The 20235-nt window shown below is 46.0% G+C and carries 18 protein-coding genes; 13 read left to right on the forward strand and 5 right to left on the reverse strand.

Annotated elements, in window-relative coordinates:
* The first annotated feature begins 127 nt into the window (after positions 1 to 127).
* From waaA to IE070_RS04550, 3 genes are all read left to right on the forward strand, one after another.
* The gene (gene waaA, locus IE070_RS04540) at positions 128 to 2239 is read left to right on the forward strand and encodes a lipid IV(A) 3-deoxy-D-manno-octulosonic acid transferase (RefSeq protein WP_189480934.1); all 2112 of its coding nucleotides are present in this window, start codon (positions 128 to 130) and stop codon (positions 2237 to 2239) included.
* Position 2240: 1 nt separating this feature from the next.
* Positions 2241 to 3422 carry a BaiN/RdsA family NAD(P)/FAD-dependent oxidoreductase gene (locus tag IE070_RS04545; RefSeq protein ID WP_189480936.1) on the forward strand — a complete coding sequence of 394 codons (1182 nt, stop codon included), beginning with the start codon at positions 2241 to 2243 and terminating at the stop codon, positions 3420 to 3422.
* Positions 3423 to 3728: 306 nt separating this feature from the next.
* Positions 3729 to 4217 (forward strand): hypothetical protein, encoded by a 489-nt coding sequence (locus IE070_RS04550; protein WP_189480938.1) that lies wholly within the window; start codon positions 3729 to 3731, stop codon positions 4215 to 4217.
* A 613-nt stretch (positions 4218 to 4830) separates the two neighbouring features.
* Here the strand turns inward: IE070_RS04550 and IE070_RS04555 are convergent.
* On the reverse strand, positions 4831 to 5814 hold the full coding sequence (locus tag IE070_RS04555) for a hypothetical protein (RefSeq protein ID WP_189480939.1): 984 nt from the start codon (positions 5812 to 5814) through the stop codon (positions 4831 to 4833).
* Positions 5815 to 6241: 427 nt separating this feature from the next.
* Here IE070_RS04555 and IE070_RS04560 point away from each other — a divergent pair, with 427 nt between their 5' ends.
* The 5 genes from IE070_RS04560 (at position 6242) to IE070_RS04580 (ending at position 10583) form a co-directional block, all read left to right on the forward strand.
* On the forward strand, positions 6242 to 6943 hold the full coding sequence (locus IE070_RS04560) for a response regulator transcription factor (RefSeq protein ID WP_444541859.1): 702 nt from the start codon (positions 6242 to 6244) through the stop codon (positions 6941 to 6943).
* Positions 6944 to 6945: 2 nt separating this feature from the next.
* Entirely contained in the window at positions 6946 to 8217 is a 1272-nt protein-coding gene (locus IE070_RS04565) for a sensor histidine kinase (RefSeq protein WP_189480941.1), read from the forward strand.
* 122 nt (positions 8218 to 8339) lie between these two features.
* On the forward strand, positions 8340 to 9167 hold the full coding sequence (locus IE070_RS04570) for a MipA/OmpV family protein (protein ID WP_189480943.1): 828 nt from the start codon (positions 8340 to 8342) through the stop codon (positions 9165 to 9167).
* 54 nt (positions 9168 to 9221) lie between these two features.
* Positions 9222 to 10085, forward strand: coding sequence for a DMT family transporter (locus IE070_RS04575; protein ID WP_189481264.1), 864 nt, complete (start codon positions 9222 to 9224; stop codon positions 10083 to 10085).
* 189 nt (positions 10086 to 10274) lie between these two features.
* A complete protein-coding gene (locus IE070_RS04580) occupies positions 10275 to 10583 on the forward strand; it encodes a hypothetical protein (RefSeq protein ID WP_189480945.1) in 309 nt (102 codons plus the stop codon).
* A 38-nt stretch (positions 10584 to 10621) separates the two neighbouring features.
* Here the strand turns inward: IE070_RS04580 and IE070_RS04585 are convergent, their stop codons facing one another.
* Entirely contained in the window at positions 10622 to 11320 is a 699-nt protein-coding gene (locus tag IE070_RS04585; RefSeq protein WP_189480947.1) for a thiol:disulfide interchange protein DsbA/DsbL, read from the reverse strand.
* A 141-nt stretch (positions 11321 to 11461) separates the two neighbouring features.
* On the opposite strand from IE070_RS04585, the gene IE070_RS04590 reads away from it, so the two are divergent.
* The 3 genes from IE070_RS04590 (at position 11462) to IE070_RS04600 (ending at position 14982) form a co-directional block, all read left to right on the forward strand.
* Entirely contained in the window at positions 11462 to 12427 is a 966-nt protein-coding gene (locus IE070_RS04590; protein ID WP_189480949.1) for a DUF4862 family protein, read from the forward strand.
* Between the two features lie 150 nt (positions 12428 to 12577).
* Entirely contained in the window at positions 12578 to 13936 is a 1359-nt protein-coding gene (locus IE070_RS04595) for a GGDEF domain-containing protein (protein ID WP_189480951.1), read from the forward strand.
* 23 nt (positions 13937 to 13959) lie between these two features.
* Positions 13960 to 14982 carry a zinc-binding alcohol dehydrogenase family protein gene (locus tag IE070_RS04600; RefSeq protein ID WP_189480952.1) on the forward strand — a complete coding sequence of 341 codons (1023 nt, stop codon included), beginning with the start codon at positions 13960 to 13962 and terminating at the stop codon, positions 14980 to 14982.
* Between the two features lie 65 nt (positions 14983 to 15047).
* Here the strand turns inward: IE070_RS04600 and IE070_RS04605 are convergent, their stop codons facing one another.
* From IE070_RS04605 to recQ, 3 genes are all read right to left on the reverse strand, one after another.
* Positions 15048 to 15653: a YkgJ family cysteine cluster protein gene (locus tag IE070_RS04605; RefSeq protein WP_189480954.1), complete on the reverse strand. Its 606-nt coding sequence runs from the start codon at positions 15651 to 15653 to the stop codon at positions 15048 to 15050.
* A gap of 112 nt (positions 15654 to 15765) precedes the next feature.
* The gene (locus IE070_RS04610) at positions 15766 to 16923 is read right to left on the reverse strand and encodes a 7TMR-DISMED2 domain-containing protein (protein ID WP_189480956.1); all 1158 of its coding nucleotides are present in this window, start codon (positions 16921 to 16923) and stop codon (positions 15766 to 15768) included.
* A 70-nt stretch (positions 16924 to 16993) separates the two neighbouring features.
* Positions 16994 to 18805 (reverse strand): DNA helicase RecQ, encoded by a 1812-nt coding sequence (gene recQ, locus IE070_RS04615; RefSeq protein ID WP_189480958.1) that lies wholly within the window; start codon positions 18803 to 18805, stop codon positions 16994 to 16996.
* Positions 18806 to 18935: 130 nt separating this feature from the next.
* Between recQ and IE070_RS04620 the strand changes: the two genes are divergently transcribed.
* Entirely contained in the window at positions 18936 to 19388 is a 453-nt protein-coding gene (locus IE070_RS04620; protein WP_189480960.1) for a thioesterase family protein, read from the forward strand.
* Positions 19389 to 19531: 143 nt separating this feature from the next.
* Complete coding sequence (locus IE070_RS04625; RefSeq protein ID WP_189480963.1) at positions 19532 to 20209, forward strand: DUF599 domain-containing protein; 678 nt, start codon at positions 19532 to 19534, stop codon at positions 20207 to 20209.
* Positions 20210 to 20235: the final 26 nt, after the last annotated feature.

Consider the following 20235-nt stretch of genomic DNA (forward strand, 5'->3'; position numbering starts at 1 on the left):
GGTTTCTTAAATTAGCAGGCTAGGTGGGCACAGCACCAAATAATATGTCATGTTATACTAATTACTCTTTTGGCTAAAGTCTGCTGCTAATAGCCTTATGACAAATGGTTTTAGGTGATTAACCGCGTTGATAATACTTGTCTATTCATTACTACTTTATACTGCACTTCCTCTTATCGTAGTGTATTTTCTGTGGCGATCGCGCAAAGATCCCGCTTATCGGCAGCGTTTGCTAGAGCGGTTTGCTATTGGTTTAAAATCAACACAGCTAAAACCTGGCAGTATTGTGGTGCATGCGGTGTCGGTCGGTGAGGTGATTGCCGCCACGCCACTGATTCAGCAATTGCAACAGCAGTATCCAGCAAAAACGATAACCGTGACCTGCACGACACCCACGGGGTCTGCCGCTATTCAACGTCGCTTAGGGAGCAGTGTGCAGCATTGTTATCTACCGTTGGATTATCCCGGCGCTGTTAGGCGGTTTCTAACCGTGCTTAAACCCGAGCTGCTGATTATTCTTGAAACCGAGTTATGGCCTAACTTATTAGCTGCGTGCGCGAAGCGGGGTGTTCCTGTTGTGGTGGTAAATGCCCGTTTATCGGCGCGTTCGGCTAAAGGGTATCGCCGCTTTGCAGCATTCAGCAAGCCCCTTTTGCAAAACATCACCTGCTTACTTACACAAGACCATGCTAGCCGCAGGCGCTTTCATGCCTTAGGTTATCGTGGTGCCATATCGGTAACGGGGAACCTTAAATTTGAGCTGGCCATTCCTGCTACCATGACAGGCTTGCTTAACCAATTTCAATCTGCGTTTGCTAAACGTTTAGTGTGGGTAGCTGCCAGTACGCATGCTGGCGAAGACGAACAGCTTATTGCATGTTATCAGCAATTAAAAACACAGTTTCCCGCCTTATTACTAATGCTTGTGCCGCGTCATCCAGAGCGTTTTGAGCCTGTGGCCGAGTTAGTTCAGCATGCAGGTTTAAGTTTATGGCGACGCAGTAGCATACCGCTAACTTACGGTGCTGAAGATACTACCGGAGCAACACCGAGCGTGGCAGATATCCATGCTGATGTTGCCTTAGGTGATTCTATGGGCGAGCTACTGGCCTGGTATCAATTGGCCGATTTGGTGTTTATTGGCGGCAGCTTAATTGAGCGGGGCGGTCATAATCCGCTGGAGGCTATCTGCTTTGCCAAAGCGGTACAAAGCGGGCCACATATTTTTAATTTTAAAGAGGCTTATCGGCAATTACAGCAACAGCAGGCGGTAGCGCTGGTTGCCAACAATCAGGCGTTATTAAGTAATTGCCATCTGTTATTGGCCGATGCCAGTGCTCGTGCGGCGCAGGGGCAACGCGCTCAGCACTTTTTCTTGCAGCAGCAGGGTGCTACAGCCCGCACGCTAGCTACAATAGATTCACTTTTAACAGGACGTCGCATGTCTACACATGATATTTCAACCGCTGCTGCAAAGCTGCAACACGCTGGTTATCAGCAAAGCCAACAGCATGGCGCGCATTACTGGTTTGATCCGGAATTTTTCAGCGACATTCGCCCCCAGCATTTTCAAAGCGCATGGTGGCAACAGCAGCAAGCTGTTATTGGCAGCTCTACCGGCCGCAATACCGCCTATTTTGTTCAGCATGGCGAGCATAAGCTGGTGCTAAGGCACTATTACCGTGGTGGTTTAGTGGGCAAGGTGCTACACGATCAATTCTGGCTGCAACCTGTAACGCAAAGCCGCGCCATGCAGGAATACCAATTATTAAGCTGGATGCGTGCACAAGGCTTAGCCGTGCCGCGTCCCGTTGCTGCTAGTTATCAGCGGAGTGGCCTGATTTACCGCGCCGACTTATTGATTGAGCTAATTCCCGATAGCAAAGATTTAGCGGCAATATTACAGCAGCGCGCTATAACTCAAAGCGAGTGGCAAGCAGTAGGTGCAGCCATTGCGCAAATGCATCAGCTTGGGGTGTATCACTCGGATCTCAATTGCCGCAATATAATGCTCGATGCCAGTGGCAAAGTGTGGCTGATTGATTTTGATAAGTGCAGCCGCCGTAGCCCAGGGGAATGGACTGAGCAAAATTTAGCACGCCTATTACGCTCCTTTAATAAAGAAAAGGGCAAGCTGGCGGTATTTAACTGGCAAGAAGCCGATTGGCAAAGCCTGCAACAAGGCTATCAACAGCCGTTAGCGGCAGCCGTGCCGTTAGCCACAACAGAGCAAATTTAAGATGCAGCAGTGGGATGTTATTGTTATAGGTGCCGGTGCGGCGGGTTTGTTTTGTGCTATTGAAGCGGCTAAGCGAGGTCGTAAAACCTTAGTGCTGGATAACGGCAAACGTATTGGCCGGAAAATTCTGATGTCGGGCGGTGGCCGCTGTAATTTCACGAATATTTATGCCAGCCCGGCTAATTATCTTTCGGAAAACCGGCATTTTTGTAAATCGGCATTAAGCCGTTATACCCAGTGGGATTTTATTGCGCTGGTACAACAATATGGCATTCCTTATCATGAAAAAGCACTGGGGCAGCTATTTTGCGATAACAGCGCCAAAGATATTGTCGATATGTTGCAACAAGAATGCGATAAAGCTGGCGTGCAAATTGCGCTTCAGCAAGAGATCACCGAAGTAAGATTTGCCGATGATCAGTATCAGGTCGTCACGCCGCAACTTACCCGACAATGTCAAAGCCTGGTGGTGGCCTGTGGTGGCTTAAGTTTGCCCAACTTAGGTGCCACTGCTTTTGGTTTTCAACTTGCCGAGCAATTTGGCTTAAACGTGCTGCCGGTGCGTGCTGGCTTAGTGCCACTAACCTGGCAACCCAGCGATAAAGCGGTATTTGAAGAGATTAGCGGCGTGTCATTGCCAGTAACGGCAGAAGCCAATGATGTGGTTTTCCCGGAAGATATGCTCTTTACCCACCGTGGCTTAAGTGGCCCGGCGGTGCTGCAAATTTCTAATTACTGGCAACCTGGCGATGCACTTATAATTAACCTCGCGCCAGAACAGAACATCAGTGAATTTTTAACCGAACAGCAGCAACAACATCCAGCCCAAGAGCTGAAAACCGCGTTAGCGAAAATCTTACCTAAACGTTTAGTTGAAAAATTGCTAGAGCTACAGGTATTTCCAAACCAACCGCTAAAAGCGCTTAATGCCAAAAATATTGAGCGACTTGACCAAGCCTTAAGCCAGTATATTTTTAAACCCAATGGCACCGAGGGATACCGCACCGCCGAAGTCACGTTAGGCGGCGTAGATACCAACGGCCTTTCCTCCAAAACCATGGAAGCAAAAAACCAACTCGGCCTGTATTTTATTGGTGAAGTGGTCGACGTAACCGGTTGGTTAGGCGGCTATAACTTCCAATGGGCGTGGGCGTCTGGCTGGGTGGCAGGGCAGTATTGTTGAGCAGTAACCACTGCTAGCAGGCTTGATAGATGGCATAAAGTGCTTTGTTCTATAGGTGCTTTGTGTCAATTGCAGACATTTCCAGATACAAAAAGAAATGACTGTTATACATTGCAAAGCGGTCATTGCTTTAGCAAATACCAAATGTGTTCGACGACTTTAACTTGCACAATAATTTTAATCAAATCCTAACCTATTCGCGGATTAATGTGCTCGATGCTTTGGAAGCAGCAGAAAATTTTGAACTCTAACTGTCTAGTAAAAGCTGGGAAGTCCAGACTATTAACTTAACTGAGAAGTAAAAATATGAGATTTTTCTTAATCCTTATTTTGGCATCATTTTTTGTTGCATGTGATAGTCAGCCAACAATTGAAGAAGCTAAAACAAACTTTTATAAAAATAACCATTACTTTAATGAGCTTGCTGAGCTCTCGTGCAATCTTGGTAAAAAAAAACAAGCATTCAGTTATACAGATTCTTCTTATAGTTATAGTCCTAAAAAGATAAAAGAGCATGATAGAATTGGCGAGTTAGATATTTTATTAAAAGAAATCGGCGGTTACGTTGTCAACTATAAATTTACAGAATCTAATGGTTGTAGTTTAGTTGTTGGTTATTATGTTAGAGGGTTTGCAGGTAGCGGAGTTAAGTACAACTATAGCTTCAATAAACCTGTTGTCATACCTTATAGTGAAAATGAACATAACTTCGATATGATTAGAAAGCGTAATGGTCCTATAGCTTTTGATTTACAACTTTATGATGATTGGTTTCTTTCATACTCTCAAAACTAAAGAAGTATTTAATAATTTCAATTTGATGTGTAATACCAAGTTTTGGCAAACTACTCAAAGCCTGTGAGGAAAGCATCTTCCACTAATCGAAAGTTGAAGCATGCATGTTTCGGATGAATCAGATCACTTTTAGCTGTTTTCCGAGATAGCTGCTCGGAATACCGAAACGCTATTTTTTTATAATCAAATTAACTGGTAAAATAAGCCTGACGTAACCTTCCACACTGACAAAAATTTTCGCAAAGTGAGTTTCTTGTGTTTCTGGATCAGTCCACGGTATCCGCTTACTGGACTTTCGAGCTCTGTGTTATCAGTTATTACTGAGATTTTCAGTAAATCACTAGATTGTTGACACTGTAGGGCTTAAAAGACCTTACCACCATTTCTTAAATTGATTCAGACAGGTTATGCTTACAGCCACTTAATTAAGGACAATATGACCGGTTTTGCGTTAAAACTAGACATTTATATCAGGGTTATTGCGTGGGGTTGAATCTCTGCTTTTCGCTCATAGTGAAGATCTATTCGTGCCACAGGGGATACATCTAGTTTATTTCACCTGCTGTTTAAACTCGGGGGGCTCTTTCTCTAATCGTCAGCGATTTGGTCATGCCTAGTCAGTCTCTAGATATAAGGTCCCGTTCGTGGTGATGATCTTTAGCCATTGTTCTGCCTTATCAATTGCATCAGCCATTTCTTCTTGTGTAAAAACTGACTGCGCTTGTTCCTGAAACCAGCTATAGCGGTTATACAGCTCGTTATCGTCGGTAAGGTGTAAAATGATTTGATTAAACGCATAAGCTTGTAAGCGACCATCTTCGCCTACCGTTTGCGCGTAATGCAGTTGCGATAGCCTGATCAGCGCTTTGATGCTGCCGTGCTGTGCGGCAGAGCTCAAAAATTCCACTTGTTGTTTTACAAAGGCTGAGCGTTGGGTAAGGTACTCGTTACGATTAAGCCTGTCATAGCCTTCTGCTTGCATATATTGCTCGGGCGTTATCATTGCAATGGCTTCTTGAGCGGGGACGAAACCACGACTGGCCGCTAATGCTAGGTAAGTATAAAACTGGCTACGCTGCACGTTATCAACACCTAAACAAAACTCATAGCGTGCGGTAATAGCGGTTACTGCAGCGCCATAGTTATTAAACTGATAGGCCTCTTTCAGTCTTTCTTGTAAACCCGCGTCATCTACCGGCGCAAAACTACAATGCCGCAGATTCATTCCCAGTATATAAGCCGCCTCGTTATCGCCGCTTTCAGCGGCTAGTATTAAGCTGTCAAGTTGTTCAAATAGCGTACTTTCTAATGTCCATTTTGGCCTATGTACTATGCTTAGCAAGCGAGAATGGGGTTTTTGTCTGTCTGTAACAATCTCACCATAGTCTAGGCTCTTTCTCTCAGCAATTTGCTCTGCCACAGGCACAATGTTGATTGAAGTATCATGTTGGGATGGGGGGGTTGGATGCGGGATAGGGTTAACAGATGGATCCTCATCTGCACGAGCTAACCACAGTATGATCACTATCAGTAGCAGAGCTAACGGCAGCAACCATAATTTCCAGCCTAGCTTGAACGATTTTATTGTTGCCTGCACAAATGCCCTTAATAAAGAAAGCAGAAGACATCTTAAATAGGCATGCACATTTACAAAGCGACTAAGAACTGTCAACCATTAACTGTTCATACACCTTAAGACAAGCTTAATTGGCCGCAAGTCCATGACACTTACCGCCTTCACCTTTTACCGTTGCGCTTTCGGTGAAACAGCCATGTACTTAGCCAGTAAAGGGTGACTTCATTGCTATTTTCACCAGACGGCGACATTTTGGTGACATTCTCTCTGCTAATCTTACTCGTGTAGTGAAATGATGTAGTGTTGATTGTGATAAGACGCGCCACATGAGTGTGCACACGGCCAGTAATAATGCGAGTATGTCGGTCAAATTAAAACTGGCAGCCAAACCGAGCCATCAATTGGCTGATAAGGGCATTACCTTAGGTAAACCAATAAGGAACCGCAGATGGTGACTACGCTTGGTACTGCAACAATAAGCGTGTTAGTTGTTGAAGATAACCGCGATATTTGCGAGAACATTGCAGCTTATCTGGCAAAACATAACTATATCGTGGATTTTGCCTATAACGGTATTTCTGCGTTGCACATGGCGCAAGCTGGGCACTTTGATGTGATTGTGCTGGATCTAAAACTCCCCGGGGTAGATGGCTTACGTGTTTGTGAACAGCTGCGTACAGAAGCCAAATTAAGTACGCCGATACTGATGCTTACGGCTAGAGAAACCTTAGACGATAAGCTAAGAGGTTTTGCGGCGGGGGCCGATGATTATTTAGTGAAGCCGTTCGCCTTGCAAGAACTGCATGTCCGATTACAGGCGTTGAACAAACGCAGCCACGGCCGAACCGATAACGTAATAACAGTTGCTGATCTCACGATGGATAAAGCCACATTGCAGGTGCATCGTGCAGGGAAGCCCATCGATCTTACTCCGGCGGGCCTAATACTACTACAACGATTACTAGAGCAATCGCCATCGGTTGTCACACGCGACACGTTGGAAACCTTATTATGGGCTGATGAGCCACCCGACGGTGATGCGCTGCGATCGCATCTTTATAAGCTAAGGCAAGTTATTGACCGCCCCTTTGATAAGCCGCTGATCCACACAGTGCATCGCATTGGATACCGCATAAGCGAGGTTGATTAACGATGAATCGGCGCAGTTTACGCAAGCGCGTTGCCTTTGCTTTTGCACTGTGTATGACCTTACTTAGCGTGCTGTGGGGCTTTGCTTTTTTTGCCGCCATAAAATTAAGTGAAGATCGCGTTGTGGTGAATCAGTTGCAGCGAGCCGTTGAACACTACCCCGAATTAACAGCCGATATTCGTGGATACGACGATATTGCAAGCTTGCCTGAGTCGCTACAAGTATGGGCGCAAACGCACCCTGATGAGGGTATATACGAATTTGAACCTGAGGAATTGCACGTTGCAGTTTTTTCAGTAGATAACGCCCAGCGCCGCGCCTTTGTCGTGTTCGATGTTGCTGGCATTGAAGCTGCGTCATCTGAGGATGGCTGGTGGTTCCTGCTTATTGCTGGTGTTGTCGGCACCCTTGGCATGCTGGGCTTTGTGCTGGGTATGATGGTGATGGGTAGAGTTATCGCGCCGGTCGCCCAGCTTGCGCACATTGTTGCCGACATCGATTTAGCGAAGTTGTCGACTGAGGATGCTAAACGCATTAGTGCGAATCAGTTTGGCGATAATGAAGTAGGCGTGCTGGCTGAAACCATAGAGAAAACACTTCAGCGTATCAGTGCTTTTATTGCCAGAGAGCGCGAGTTTACCGATTCTGTTAGCCATGAATTGCGCACCCCTGTCACGGTAATAATGGGTGCACTGGAGTTACTTGAACACAGTGCGTTAAGCACGAACGATGTTAAGGCCTTAGATCGCATAAAACGGGCAACACTTGACATAAAAACGACGATTGAGCTGTTTTTGTGTCTTGCTCGCGAGGCTAACGACGGTGTTGATAATGAGGTGTTTTTAGTGTGGCCTCAGGTTAATAAGGCCATAGAGCAGCAACGCTTTTTGCTCGATGGCAAGCGTGTTGCCGTGCAGGTTGATGAACTCGCTGCCCCAGAAATCTGTGGTCATGCGCAGGCTTTTTCGATTGCAGTGAATAATCTGGTACGCAATGCGTTTGAATACACCCTCGATGGGCAAGAGCCCATCACCGTATGTATTAAACCGAACGAGCTGATCATTATAAACCCGGTAAGTAATGACGATACAACGCAGTGTTTGCGAACAGAAACCGTGTCAACACATGGTTATGGGCTGGGGTTAGGGATTGTGCAGCGGTTGTGTGAGCGCCATGGTTGGTCGTTTTTATTGCTAAGCCAGTCTACCCATGTTGAAGCACGTTTGTCATGGCCAGAGCATGACACAAAATCGCTTAGTACCAACCAAGACTAAGCGCCAACCAAGACTGAGTGTCAACAAAGACTAAGCGCAGTTAAATAATTTTTAAATAAAACAGTAACAAGTGTCGTAACGCGAGTTGGCATTTCATTCAAACTAAACAGGAAAGCTATTCTATGAAAATACGTAAACGGTTATTATTAACACTGTTTATCTGCAGCAGTGCCTTTCAAGTGGCTGTTGCGCAAGAAACACAAGCAGCCTTAGTTCCTCTACCTTCAATTGATGACTTCAGCAAAGGCAAGGATGGCTGGAGTTTTGGTTTAGGCGTTGGGATTGAGTACGAAACGGCCTATGAAGGTTCGGACGAGTTTGGCTTAGAACTTGAACCTGCGGGTGGTTTGCAATGGCGGCGCGGCAATGATGTATTTTATTGGGTTGGTGAAGCCATAGGCTGGCGCGGCTTGCGTGCAGACACCTGGTTATTCGAAGCCCTTGTAGGTTTTGATGAGGGCCGCGCTGAAAATGATTCTAAAAAAGGCTATCTGGATGGGCTTGGTGAAAGTGATGAGGGCTTTGAATTGGTGCTGCAAAGCCGTCGTGCCTTTGATAGCGATTGGCGGTATTGGTTGGTTGGGCGTGTTGTTACCGGCGGTAATGGCAATTTGGGGTTGTTTGGTGTGGGGCGGCGCTTTGGCGAGAAGTTGGATGGTTCAGGTTCTGAGGTGAATATTGTTGCAGTATTTCACGACAGTGAATATGCCAATAAAGATTTCGGGATCACCGCTGAGCAAGCGGCGGCATCGGGATTAGCGGCCACGAATATCGGCGGAGGCTTTCGTTCTATTGGCATCAATTATAATTATCGTCATTATGTAAGCGATAACTGGCAGATTTACGGCGAAGCGCTTTATGAGCATTTTAGCAGTGCTGTTCGCAAAAGCCCGATTGCCCGTGGTGACTTTGAAGCAGAAGTGGGTATTGGCTTTATTTATATGTTTTAAGCCGTTAATGTAACAGCACTTTTAACATGATGCTGTTACAGGATACCTACCGTGATGACCAGCAAGCTGAGTTCTCTGCATTTGGCGCTTCTTACCCTCTTAGCGCTGCTGGCATTTGCCGGTAATTCGTTGCTATGTCGGGCAGCGTTGGCACATACCTCGATAGATGCCGCCAGTTTTACCACCGTACGTTTAGTGTCTGGCGCCTTGGTACTGTGGCTGTTGGCGCGTCTGCATGTTGCCAAAACGGCGGCTAGCGGGCGAGGTAATGCTCTTTCGGCGCTGGCGCTATTTGGTTATGCAGCGGGGTTTTCTTTTGCCTATACCCAGTTGGATACCGGTATGGGCGCGCTGATCTTATTTGGTGCAGTACAAGCCAGCATGATTGGTTATGGTATTTGGCGCGGCGAGCGTTTAGCGCTGTGGCAATGGTTTGGTTTAGCGTTAGCCTTAGTGGGCTTAGCCTTACTGTTATGGCCGGGTGAGGCTGCAGCATCGCTGCCCGCTGCGTTATTAATGTTAGCCGCAGGCATAGCGTGGGGGATTTACTCGATACGCGGTAAAGGCGCTGGGCATCCTTTGCAGGTCACAGCCGGTAATTTTTTGTTAGCGGTACCTCTAACCTTACTGCTTAGTTTGCTTTGGCTAAATCACGCGCGGTGGGATGCGATGGGGCTGATGTATGCGCTGTTATCTGGCATCGTTACTTCAGGCCTAGGTTATGCCATTTGGTACAGTGTTCTACCAAAACTGGCGGCTAGCAGTGCCGCAACGCTACAATTAACAGTGCCGTTATTCGCGGCAGTAGCAGGTATAGTGCTATTAAATGAGCCTGTATCGGTGCGCTTGCTCAGTGCTGCCGTCGCTATTTGTGCTGGTATAGCCTTGGTGATTTTTTGTAAACACCGCCCAGTATAACTTGGTACAGGCTGGGTTGTGATACCGCTACGCTGTCTATTATGTACTGTTAAAATGATATTGTTTAGTGTGTCGTCTATAGCGTGGAAGGCGTCTGGAGTATGCGCCATAGAGTAGCGTGACTATTGGCTTAGCGGGTATTCATGTAGAATAACGATCATAGTAGTAAATAGACCCTGGATTTAATAGATGAAAAAGCTTTCTAAAGTACAACTAAAACAACAAGCTGCGGTAATGGCGGCGGTGACTGCGCTGGAGCAGCAAGCCTTAACCGAGCTAACTGGCTCAGTGCAATGTTGGTTTAGTATGGAGTATGAAGCTTTTCCGGGATCTTTATTGGTTCGCGTCCAATTTAGCGAGCAAACGGCTTTGGATGCTGCTCAACCGCTGTTGCTGCCATGGCAAAAGCGGTTGAGTGGTTTATTGCTGAAAAAGGGCATAGTACTAAAAGATTTACGCAAACATTTAGTGTTTACGCTAAACGATCCTGATGCTTAGTATGCTGTGGGCTAAAATCACTTAACTGTGACTAACCGTCAGTTTTTATTCAGTAAATAATCGAGCAATTGATAATAATCTTCAGCGGTTTTCACATCGTCAGGCTGCTCGCCATTCACTAAGTATTTACCGTTTACCACCAAGCTAGGTACGCCAGATAAGCGATTGTCTAGCATTTCACGATTAGCTTGCTCCATCGCAGTAATGATACTGTCAGATTTAAGTTGCTCGGCAAAGGTATCAGGATCAATTTGATGCTGTTGTAAAAACGCATTAATGGCATTGATATCGGGTAAGGCGTTTTTTTCAAGCCGTGTTTGCCGATACATGTCGAGTAATAAGGTTACTAAATGCCCGTGGCCATGTTGTTGTAAGCCATAAAAAATGCTGGCATCAATGGCCCAGCGATCACCTAACGCGGGGTGTTTGCGCACTAAGGTCACATTAGGATTGTTGGTTAAATAGCCTTTTAACAACGGCTCAAAATTTTGGCAATGCGGACAACCTAACCAAAAATATTCGGTTAGATAACGTTGCAATTGCGGTTCAATCACCGGTTTGGCTAATAGGTTATAATGTTGCCCCTCTTTAAACTGTCTTGCCGGGGCTTGGTTGCTGGCGCTGTTACTTTCGCTGGCGTTTTCTGTCACCGTCGCTGGGGGATTGGGTTCTGGCGAACAGGCACTTAACATTAAAACAGTAACAAGAGTCAGCCCAGATAACGATAATAAGCGCATGCGGTTTCCTACAACAAAAAACGAAAGTGCCTGAGTGTAATCAGTTTAGGCGCTAAGCACAATTCTCTTGCGGTCTGTCGAACTCCCGTTTTGTTACGCTTAGAGGTATGATAGCGTTTTACGTAAAGATAAATGGCGTTTATGACATATTTTCTCGGGGCCTATGCGGCTTCTCCCAACGTAACTGGCTGGGATCCGGTGCTGGAAACAGCCTATTATCAGCAGTTAAAGCAATTACCTCATCTTAAAGGCTTAGAGCATCCCTTCGTCGGGCGCTTACATCCACACGATGATCAGTGGTTTTTAACGAATATTGATCCGGCATGGGATTATGTGTTTACCACGATACCGGGTGTGATGAATGCGCTGTCGCAAAATCCGTCATTTGGTTTGGCATCTTTGGATGAAGCCGGGCGTCAGGCCGCCCTTGATTTTATGTGGCAGGCTAATCAGGCAGTGGCGACGTTGAATCAGCATGTGGGGCGAGCGGCAGTTACGGCAATTATGCTGCACAGTGCACCAGCTCGGCATAAAGCGGATGGCAGTGCCGCAGCGTTGGAGAAGTCATTAGCGGTCTTGCTCAGTTGGGACTGGCATGGCGCCCAATTATTACTAGAACATTGTGATGCGCTTGTGCCAGGGCAAAAGCCCTCTAAAGGCTTTTTATCATTACAGGACGAATTACAGGTGCTGGCCGCGGTGAACAGCCAAGTTCGACCCTTAAAGCCACTTGGCATAGTGATAAATTGGGGGCGTTCGGTGCTAGAAACCCGTGATCCCTCCGGTGCTTTGCAGCACATCGAGGCAGCAAAAGCTCACGGCGTGTTACAAGGGATAATGTTTTCGGGGATTTCAGATCAAGCCACGGCGTATGGCGCTTGGCAAGATAGCCATCAACCGATAAAAAACAGTGAGACCTTGTTAGTAGGTGAGCCCGGCTCATGGTTAACCGAGCAAGCGATACAACAATGCTTACAGACGTGTAATGGCATGGCGTTAACCGTATTAGGCTTAAAAATAGGTATACGTCCATTATCCGCAACATTGACAGAGCGGATGCAGTACTTACAGGCACAATTGGCTTTATTAGCGTCCAGTAATACGTAGAGATTGTGTTGAATAGGTAAATGATTCCTGTCCATCCCTTGCTTTAACCCTATGGTTTAATTGGGCTATTGGCATGATTGGTGTCTACATGGGCTATCTGTTACTGTAATGGCTGATAAGAACAGCAATAGGCGTTAATTAAGGTGAGCTATGTCAACATTGTTCAACGAACAGCATACTAAGCACCATCAATTAGCCGCGTTGATCATTGCGTCAGTTTTATTGGTGATTGCCCTGTGTTTGGCGCCGTTTTTACATGTGGTATTACCGGAAGTTAAACCGTTTTTGCCTATTTATGCTACGTGTATGGTGCTACTAGAAGGCCTTACGGCATATTTGCTGCTATCTCATTTTATTGCAAACCGGTTACTGTATTTTGGCGCAGTAGCCGCGGCCTATCTGTTTATGCTGCCGTTAGTGATTATTCAGCTTATGGTTTTTCCAGGGGTGTTTAGTCCAAGTGGGTTGTTAAATGCGGGCACTCAAAGTGCAGTATGGATCTGGGTATTTTGGCATGGCGGCTTTCCGGCCATTATCTTATTAACCCTGCTTACTGAGCGACGTGGGGTGCAATTGCAAGCAGCAGGTAACAATCTGCTTTGGGTTTGGGGGTTTTTGTTAGTTCCATTAGCACTGGGATTGGTCTTCGCGCTATTTGCAACGTGGCACAGTGATCTGTTGCCTACCTTGATCGATGCGAATAATTATCAGCAGTTATTACATAGCCCCTACGCCATTATTGTATGGTTGGTAAATATATTAGCTCTATTATGTTTGATCCGACGCAGTCAAGTCGGCGGTATTATGCCGGTATGGTTAAGCTTGGCACTGTTTGCAAGTTTGCTTGACGTAACCTTAACCCTTTTAGCTGGGCAACGTTACAGTGTGGGGTGGTATGCGGCTCGTGTAAGCAGTACCTTTTCGGCAACGATAATATTAGGGGTATTGTTGTGGGAAATGAACCGCTTATATCGGGATGTACAAAAAGACAATGTGCAGCTTTATCAACTCACTATGTTGGATGCACTAACTGGCTGTTTTAACAGACGTTACCTTGATAAGCGTTTATCTCAAGAGCTTGCGATTGCCGCCCGACAACAAAACTGCTTGGCCTTGTTAATACTGGATGTGGACTATTTTAAACGGTTTAATGATACGTACGGGCATCTGGCAGGTGATCAATGCTTGCAGCAGGTAGCAAGTGTGATGCGTGATACTTTGCAACGTCCTGCTGATTTTGTTGCGCGTTATGGTGGTGAGGAATTTGTCATCGTTTTGCCCGATACCGACGTTACAGGGGCGATGCAAGTTGCCGAGCGAATAAGACAACTGGTTCAACAAATGTCGATTAGTATTGATAACACTGCCGTGCATGTCACAGCAAGCTTGGGGGTGGCGGTAAGTGATGATGGGCATATCCTTGCAGCCGATTTAATTCAGCAAGCAGATCTGGCCCTGTATCAGGCTAAAGCGCAAGGGCGCAATCAAGTGCAACTGGCCATTTTGTAATGGCGAACAACGTAGAGGACACTATGAAAGCAGTAGGATATCAACAGGCGTTAGCGATCACTGATCCTGCCTCATTATTAGATATTGAGTTACCGCAACCGGTGGCAACGGGGTTCGATATCTTGGTAAAAGTGGCGGCTATTTCGGTTAACCCGGTTGACACTAAAGTACGTAAAAGAGCAGAACCGCCAGCTGGTGAATATAAGGTGCTAGGTTGGGATGCTGCAGGTGAAGTGGTCGCAATAGGCGAACAGGTTACCCGTTTTGCTGTGGGTGATAAGGTTTACTATGCGGGCGCGTTACAACGGCAAGGTTCAAATGCTGAGTTTCAGGTTGTTGATGAGCGTATTGTGGGCAAAATGCCCGCCAATTTAGGTTTTGCTGAAGCAGCGGCTTTACCGTTAACCGCCTTAACGGCATGGGAGCTGTTGTTTGATCGCTTAGAATTAGCGACACCCAGCTTAAAGCATCCAAAGCCGGTATTATTGGTTACCGGCGCAGCGGGGGGCGTAGGATCGATATTAGTGCAACTTGCACGTAAGCTTACAACGGCAACGATTGTTGCCACCGCTTCTCGGCCCGAGACGCAAGCATGGGTAACCGCTTTAGGGGCGCATTATGTGATTGATCATAACCAACCGCTGTTACCACAACTGCGCCATCTTGGTATTGACGCTGTGAGTCATGTTGCCAGTTTAACCCACACCGATCTGCATTATCCCGAGCTGGTGCAAGCCTTGGCGCCGCAAGGCAAATTGGCGCTAATTGATGATCCTGCTAATGGACTTGATATTATGCCGTTAAAGCAAAAGAGCATTTCTTTGCATTGGGAGTTTATGTTTACGCGCGCCATGTTTAACACGGACGATATGATCACGCAGCATCACATTTTGACAGACTTAAGCCGCTTGATTGAAGAAGGACAAGTAAAAAGTACCTTGCAACAAGAGTTTGGTATTATTAACGCAGAAAATTTGCGTAAAGCACATGCCTTACTTGAAAGCGGTAAGGCCATAGGCAAAATTGTGTTGCATGGATTTAACTAACGCTATCTCGGTGTAAAACATCGACAGGCACACTACAGGGTGTAATGTGCCTGTCTTTTTGGCATTTAGGCAATTTGTTGATCGTCAGTAAAGTTGCTGTAATACGCTTTAAACAGCACTTTTTCTAACGCTAAAAACATGGCTTGGTTAATAGGATAATGTTTACTTCCCAAGTCATAATCAAGTTGGTTTACTTGCTCTTTCGCCGTCATCATCATCGGTGGCGGTTGTTCAGTAAGCATAATTAAATGCTGTTGGTATTTCTCTGCTCTATCCTGCTTGATGATTTTACACACAGATAAAGACGCTTTTCCGATTTTGTCACGGTAACCCGCTGCACCAAACACCCGGCAAATACTGGGGCGTTGCTGATAAACCGAACACTGCCCTTGTTTGCCATCAAAGGATAAGCGGTGATAAAAAAAGCAGCCAGAAGCCTCTGGAAACTCTTCGAGTTGTGTCAGTGTCTGCTCTGCTTTACCCTGATCAAACAGATGTAATGCCAGCGGTAACATTTCCAGCACGGTCGCTTCAATCGTGGGTTGAGTACAACACTCTCCACAACTGCTACGGCAATTTAAGCCGCTTGCTTGCTGATAGCCTGAAAATGTGTCCGCTATTTCGCCGTACACAGCCTCAACACGACGCGATAATTCACGCAGCCGTTGCATAAAGACTCCAAACGAAATAACTAAGTTGATAAGCAATAAGGAACGGCGACATGCCGCATTGCCATTTTATGTGGCGATGGCGCTGTTACGCAATAGGAGGTAGAAAATATAATCAGCGCGTTACGGTTCGTTTGGGAATGGCCAGCAATACCATGGCACTACTACACAATAGGATCAGCAAGCCCATGTCTAACCAATACACCTTATGGCTTAAATAGCGTGTTTGTACCAATAATAAATTTAGGGTGGCTAGTGCGCTAAGTAATGAAAAACGCGAACTGTAGCGCACATGGCTGGTTAAACTGGTAAAAATGGCCTGAATCACGCTAATGGCTAGTACGATGGTAATACAAATAAATAATAAGGTTAGCTTGAGTTTACCGTTGGCATAGAGCGGGCTGAAGAGTAATGCGAGCGCCAAGAAGAGGCAGAACGTATTTAAGTACGCTGCATAGCGACTAATGGGGATTGGCATGCTAACGCGATGAAAAAGCGTTAATAGTACCAGTGCTAAACCCACCCCAATATAGAGAATTACCGGGTTTATTTCGGGGTTTAGTGGCCATAATAAATTAAAAGCGAGCCCATTTAATGTGCCTAAAATTAAGGAAAATGCCACATAAAAGCTTGCTAAGAAAAATAAAGCGGGTTGTTTTTGTTGCCAAGCTCGGCAAAGTGCAAGCACGATAAGCAGGATCAACGCACCGTGAATCATGCTTGCTAACAACATTTGTTGCTGCTGAGCAACTAAAAGCGCGTGCAAGCTAGCCACCGTAAGTTCAGTGCCCAATAAGGCGGCATCTTGTAAACGAACTAAATAGGTTCCTTGCTCGCCTTGCGCCAGTGTGATGGGTTGTGAAAAACTCAAAAAGGGCAACGCGCGTTCTACAAAGGGCAGATCGCTCCCGGTGTCACCTAAGTGTACAGCCGTTGGCAAATCGGTGGCTAATTGATAAAAACTGACGCGATCAGCTGGTAGAAAATGATAACTCAGAATAGCTTCCCACGGTTCTGGTAAGGTATTGGTAAGTTTTACCAGTAACCAAAGTGCTTGGTGTTCAGACGTTCGTAGTGTTGACTGCGTGGCATTAAGCGGTTTGAAATTATGGAAGAGTGCAGGATCCGACACCAAGGTATCTACTGTGATCGCGGCATCAAGCAACTGATAGTGTAATGCTGTTAAGCGAACCGGTTCAAGCTTAGCCTGTTGCGCTATCGGCACAGAGGTAACGTTGGCACAAGACAAGAAACTGATAAATAGCCACAACATGCTAAAACACTTGGCAATCCTTAGCAAAATAAACCTCTAATGTTACGTAATAGAAACGTCTTATTCACAGTTACTCTAGCAGAGAAGACGCCGAATTGGCCAGATAATCCCCAATTTCTTGCATAAATTCTTTGCCGTAGCGACCCAATTTGGTATAGCCCACACCCGATACGGCGAGCATAGCGGCATTGTCAGTAGGCAGTTTATGACACATATCAATGAGTGTAGCATCGCTGAACACCACAAATGGCGGCACATCGTCGCGCTCTGACAGCGTTTTGCGTAAACTTCTTAAACGTGCGAATAAAACCCTATCATAGTGTTGTTGCACGGTTTTGCTCGGCGCTTTCTCAGTAGTTTGTAAGCGTGGCACCGCTAACATTAGCGGCTGTTCACCCCGTAAAATGGGCCTTGCTGCAGGTAGCAAACGCAATACCGAATGCTGAGTGATATCTTGTTGTAGTAAACCAAAGTGAATTAATTGTCGAAAAATACTGAGCCAATAATCGTGGCTTAAGGCTTTCCCTAATCCCCAAGTAGATAATTTGTCGTGCCCGTGCTCTTGAATTTTTTGATTTTGGCTGCCTCGTAATACTTCAATAACATGATGCAAACCAAAGTTTTGCTTTACCCGATACACACAAGATAACGCTTTTTGTGCGGTTTCAGTGCCATCAAATTGAGTAGGTGGATTTAAGCAAATATCGCAGTTACCGCATGGCGTCTGTCGAGCTTCACCAAAATAATTTAGCAGCACTAAACGCCGACAGGTTTGGGCTTCGGCAAAAGCCGCCATAGATTGAAAACGTTGCCGCGCAACCTCTGCACGCGCTGGATTTTCTTCAGCCTCTAACCAACGTTTCATACGCACAATATCGGCCGGATCAAACAGCAAGAGCGCTTCGGCATTAACGCCATCCCGTCCAGCGCGACCGGTTTCTTGATAATAAGCTTCAATGGTACGTGGTAACTCAAAGTGCACCACAAAGCGGATATTGGGTTTGTTTACGCCCATACCAAACGCGACAGTGGCCACAATGATACTAATATCATCACGTTTAAAGGCATCCTGAACCTGTTCGCGTTGCTGTGCGTCGTGCCCAGCGTGATAGGCGGCCACGCGAAAACCGCGTTCTTGTAATTGTGTGGCAAGCTCATCCACTTTACGTCGTGAGCTACAATAAATAATGCCACTATTATTATCTTGTTGTTTTAAATAGGCTAAAAGCTGTTCGAGCGCGCGAAACTTTTCTTGTACGGTGTATCGGATATTAGGTCGGTCAAAGCTGCCGCGATAAATCAGCGGATCCTGTAAGCCCAATTGCTGCACAATATCGTGCTGTGTACCCGGATCAGCCGTGGCGGTTAAGGCCATTACGGGCACCTGCGGAAACGCCTGCTTTAATTGTACCAGTGCCATATAGTCTGGACGAAAATCATGGCCCCATTGTGAAACGCAGTGCGCCTCATCAATGGCAAACAGACTGACACCCACATCACTCAAACGCGCTAAAAATGTGGCTTGTAATAGGCGCTCTGGCGCAACATACAGCAGTTTTAATTCACCGCGGCGCAGTTTGGCAAACACCTCTAAAATATCTTCTCGGCTTTGGCTACTGTTAACAAATGCAGCGGCAATGCCATTGGCAATTAACGCATCAACCTGATCTTTCATTAACGACATAAGCGGCGACACCACAACGGTGACGTGCGGTAAATGGAGCGCGGGTAACTGGTAACACAGGGATTTTCCACCGCCCGTTGGCAGCAATACAAAGCTATCGCGTTGTGCTAGGGTAGCGCTAATAATCTCTGCTTGCCCGTCACGCCAGGTGTCGTAACCAAAGATTTGTTTTAAAGTAGGTAACAGTTGCTCAAGCACGTACAGACGTTCTCCATTAAAAGAAAGCGTATTGTATGCAGATTTTCTGTAAAGTTATACCCAAACGGGGCTAGCGGGCCACGATAACGGTAAAACGTGGTATAAAATGTTTTTTTGAGTAAATAAAAATATGACAACAGCAGAACTTTTACCCTATATCGCGAGCGTGTTTAACGACATGCCTTTTAATAAACTTTTAGGACTGCAGGTTACGCGTTTTGATGATGCGCTGGCAGAAGTGCGTTTTGAGTGGTCGCCTCAGTTAGTGGGTAATCCGCTGCAGAATATCTTGCATGGCGGGGTTATTTCCTCTGTGCTAGACGTTGCTGGCGGCTTAATGGCGGTGGCAAGTGCCTTAGATCGTGTACACCAAATCGCACCTGAGCAGCTGCAAGAACGTTTTGGCAAAATGAGTACTATCGATATTCGGACTGATTATTTACGACCGGGTCGTGGCCAAGCGTTTACTGCTACGGCACGGGTTATTCGCGCCGGGAATAAGGTGGCGGTGTGTCGTATGGAGTTACATAACGAACAAGGCGTTCATATTGCATTGGGTACGGGTACTTATTTAGTGGGATAAGTTAAGCCTAAGTTATGTAGTTGAGCAATGCGCGTTATCAAAGGCGTGTAGGGCAAGGCAAGCGCGTTAGGTTTTTTGCGAGAGTATCGCGTAGTATGATTGTGGATGCACACTCAGGTTTTATACATCAGGAGGGAGCCTTAATGCTAAATATCATTGATATTGCAGCGCTTGTTTGGTTTAGTGTGTTGTGGGGCGGTTATACCATGTATGCCAGGCGCCGCGCGAAAGTGGTAAGTTGTTTATCCTTTGAAATGCGGCGTAAGCGTAATGATTGGATGCAGCAAATGCTCAAACGCGACAACAAGATGGCGGATGTTGGGCTTATTTCAACGCTGGAGCGAAACGTAACGTTTTTTGCGTCGAGCTGTTTGCTCATATTGGCAGGTTTACTTACCGTGCTTACCTCCAGTGAGCGCTTAAGTGTGATGTTAAGCAGCTTAATCCCGTGGAGTATTCAAACGGAAACCCAGATCCAAATTAAGATTTTATTGTTAGCGTTTATCTATGTATTTGCCTTTTTTCAATTTACGTGGTCGTTACGTCAATATGGGTTTTGTGGTGTGTTAATTGGTGCTGCGCCTGATGGTCGAGCAATGCCTCAAGAAGAACAAGAAACTTATGCTAATCGTGCGGCGAAAGTGATTGATCAGGCTGGGCATTCGTTTAATTATGGTTTACGTGCCGTGTATTTTTCGTTAGCGGCATTAACGTGGTTTATTGATAGTGTGTTGTTTATTGCGGCGACAGTAGTTGTGATCATGATTTTAAAGCATCGAGAGTTTCACTCAAAAGTGCTTAAGTCTTTGCAGCAGTGTTAGTGGAAAAAATAGAGCTAGGCAGGTGT

The organism is Alishewanella tabrizica, assembly GCF_014652375.1.
GTDB classification, from domain to species: domain Bacteria; phylum Pseudomonadota; class Gammaproteobacteria; order Enterobacterales; family Alteromonadaceae; genus Alishewanella; species Alishewanella tabrizica.

Coding starts and splice junctions, on each gene's coding strand:
- IE070_RS04585 (WP_189480947.1), bottom strand. CDS start 11,320: ATGCGCTTATTATCGTTATCTGGGCTGACTCTTGTTACTGTTTTAATG.
- IE070_RS04590 (WP_189480949.1), top strand. CDS start 11,462: ATGACATATTTTCTCGGGGCCTATGCGGCTTCTCCCAACGTAACTGGC.
- IE070_RS04580 (WP_189480945.1), top strand. CDS start 10,275: ATGAAAAAGCTTTCTAAAGTACAACTAAAACAACAAGCTGCGGTAATG.
- IE070_RS04610 (WP_189480956.1), bottom strand. CDS start 16,923: ATGTTGTGGCTATTTATCAGTTTCTTGTCTTGTGCCAACGTTACCTCT.
- IE070_RS04595 (WP_189480951.1), top strand. CDS start 12,578: ATGTCAACATTGTTCAACGAACAGCATACTAAGCACCATCAATTAGCC.
- IE070_RS04545 (WP_189480936.1), top strand. CDS start 2,241: ATGCAGCAGTGGGATGTTATTGTTATAGGTGCCGGTGCGGCGGGTTTG.
- IE070_RS04550 (WP_189480938.1), top strand. CDS start 3,729: ATGAGATTTTTCTTAATCCTTATTTTGGCATCATTTTTTGTTGCATGT.
- IE070_RS04620 (WP_189480960.1), top strand. CDS start 18,936: ATGACAACAGCAGAACTTTTACCCTATATCGCGAGCGTGTTTAACGAC.
- IE070_RS04600 (WP_189480952.1), top strand. CDS start 13,960: ATGAAAGCAGTAGGATATCAACAGGCGTTAGCGATCACTGATCCTGCC.
- IE070_RS04605 (WP_189480954.1), bottom strand. CDS start 15,653: ATGCAACGGCTGCGTGAATTATCGCGTCGTGTTGAGGCTGTGTACGGC.
- IE070_RS04625 (WP_189480963.1), top strand. CDS start 19,532: ATGCTAAATATCATTGATATTGCAGCGCTTGTTTGGTTTAGTGTGTTG.
- IE070_RS04565 (WP_189480941.1), top strand. CDS start 6,946: ATGAATCGGCGCAGTTTACGCAAGCGCGTTGCCTTTGCTTTTGCACTG.
- IE070_RS04575 (WP_189481264.1), top strand. CDS start 9,222: ATGACCAGCAAGCTGAGTTCTCTGCATTTGGCGCTTCTTACCCTCTTA.
- IE070_RS04570 (WP_189480943.1), top strand. CDS start 8,340: ATGAAAATACGTAAACGGTTATTATTAACACTGTTTATCTGCAGCAGT.
- IE070_RS04560 (WP_444541859.1), top strand. CDS start 6,242: ATGGTGACTACGCTTGGTACTGCAACAATAAGCGTGTTAGTTGTTGAA.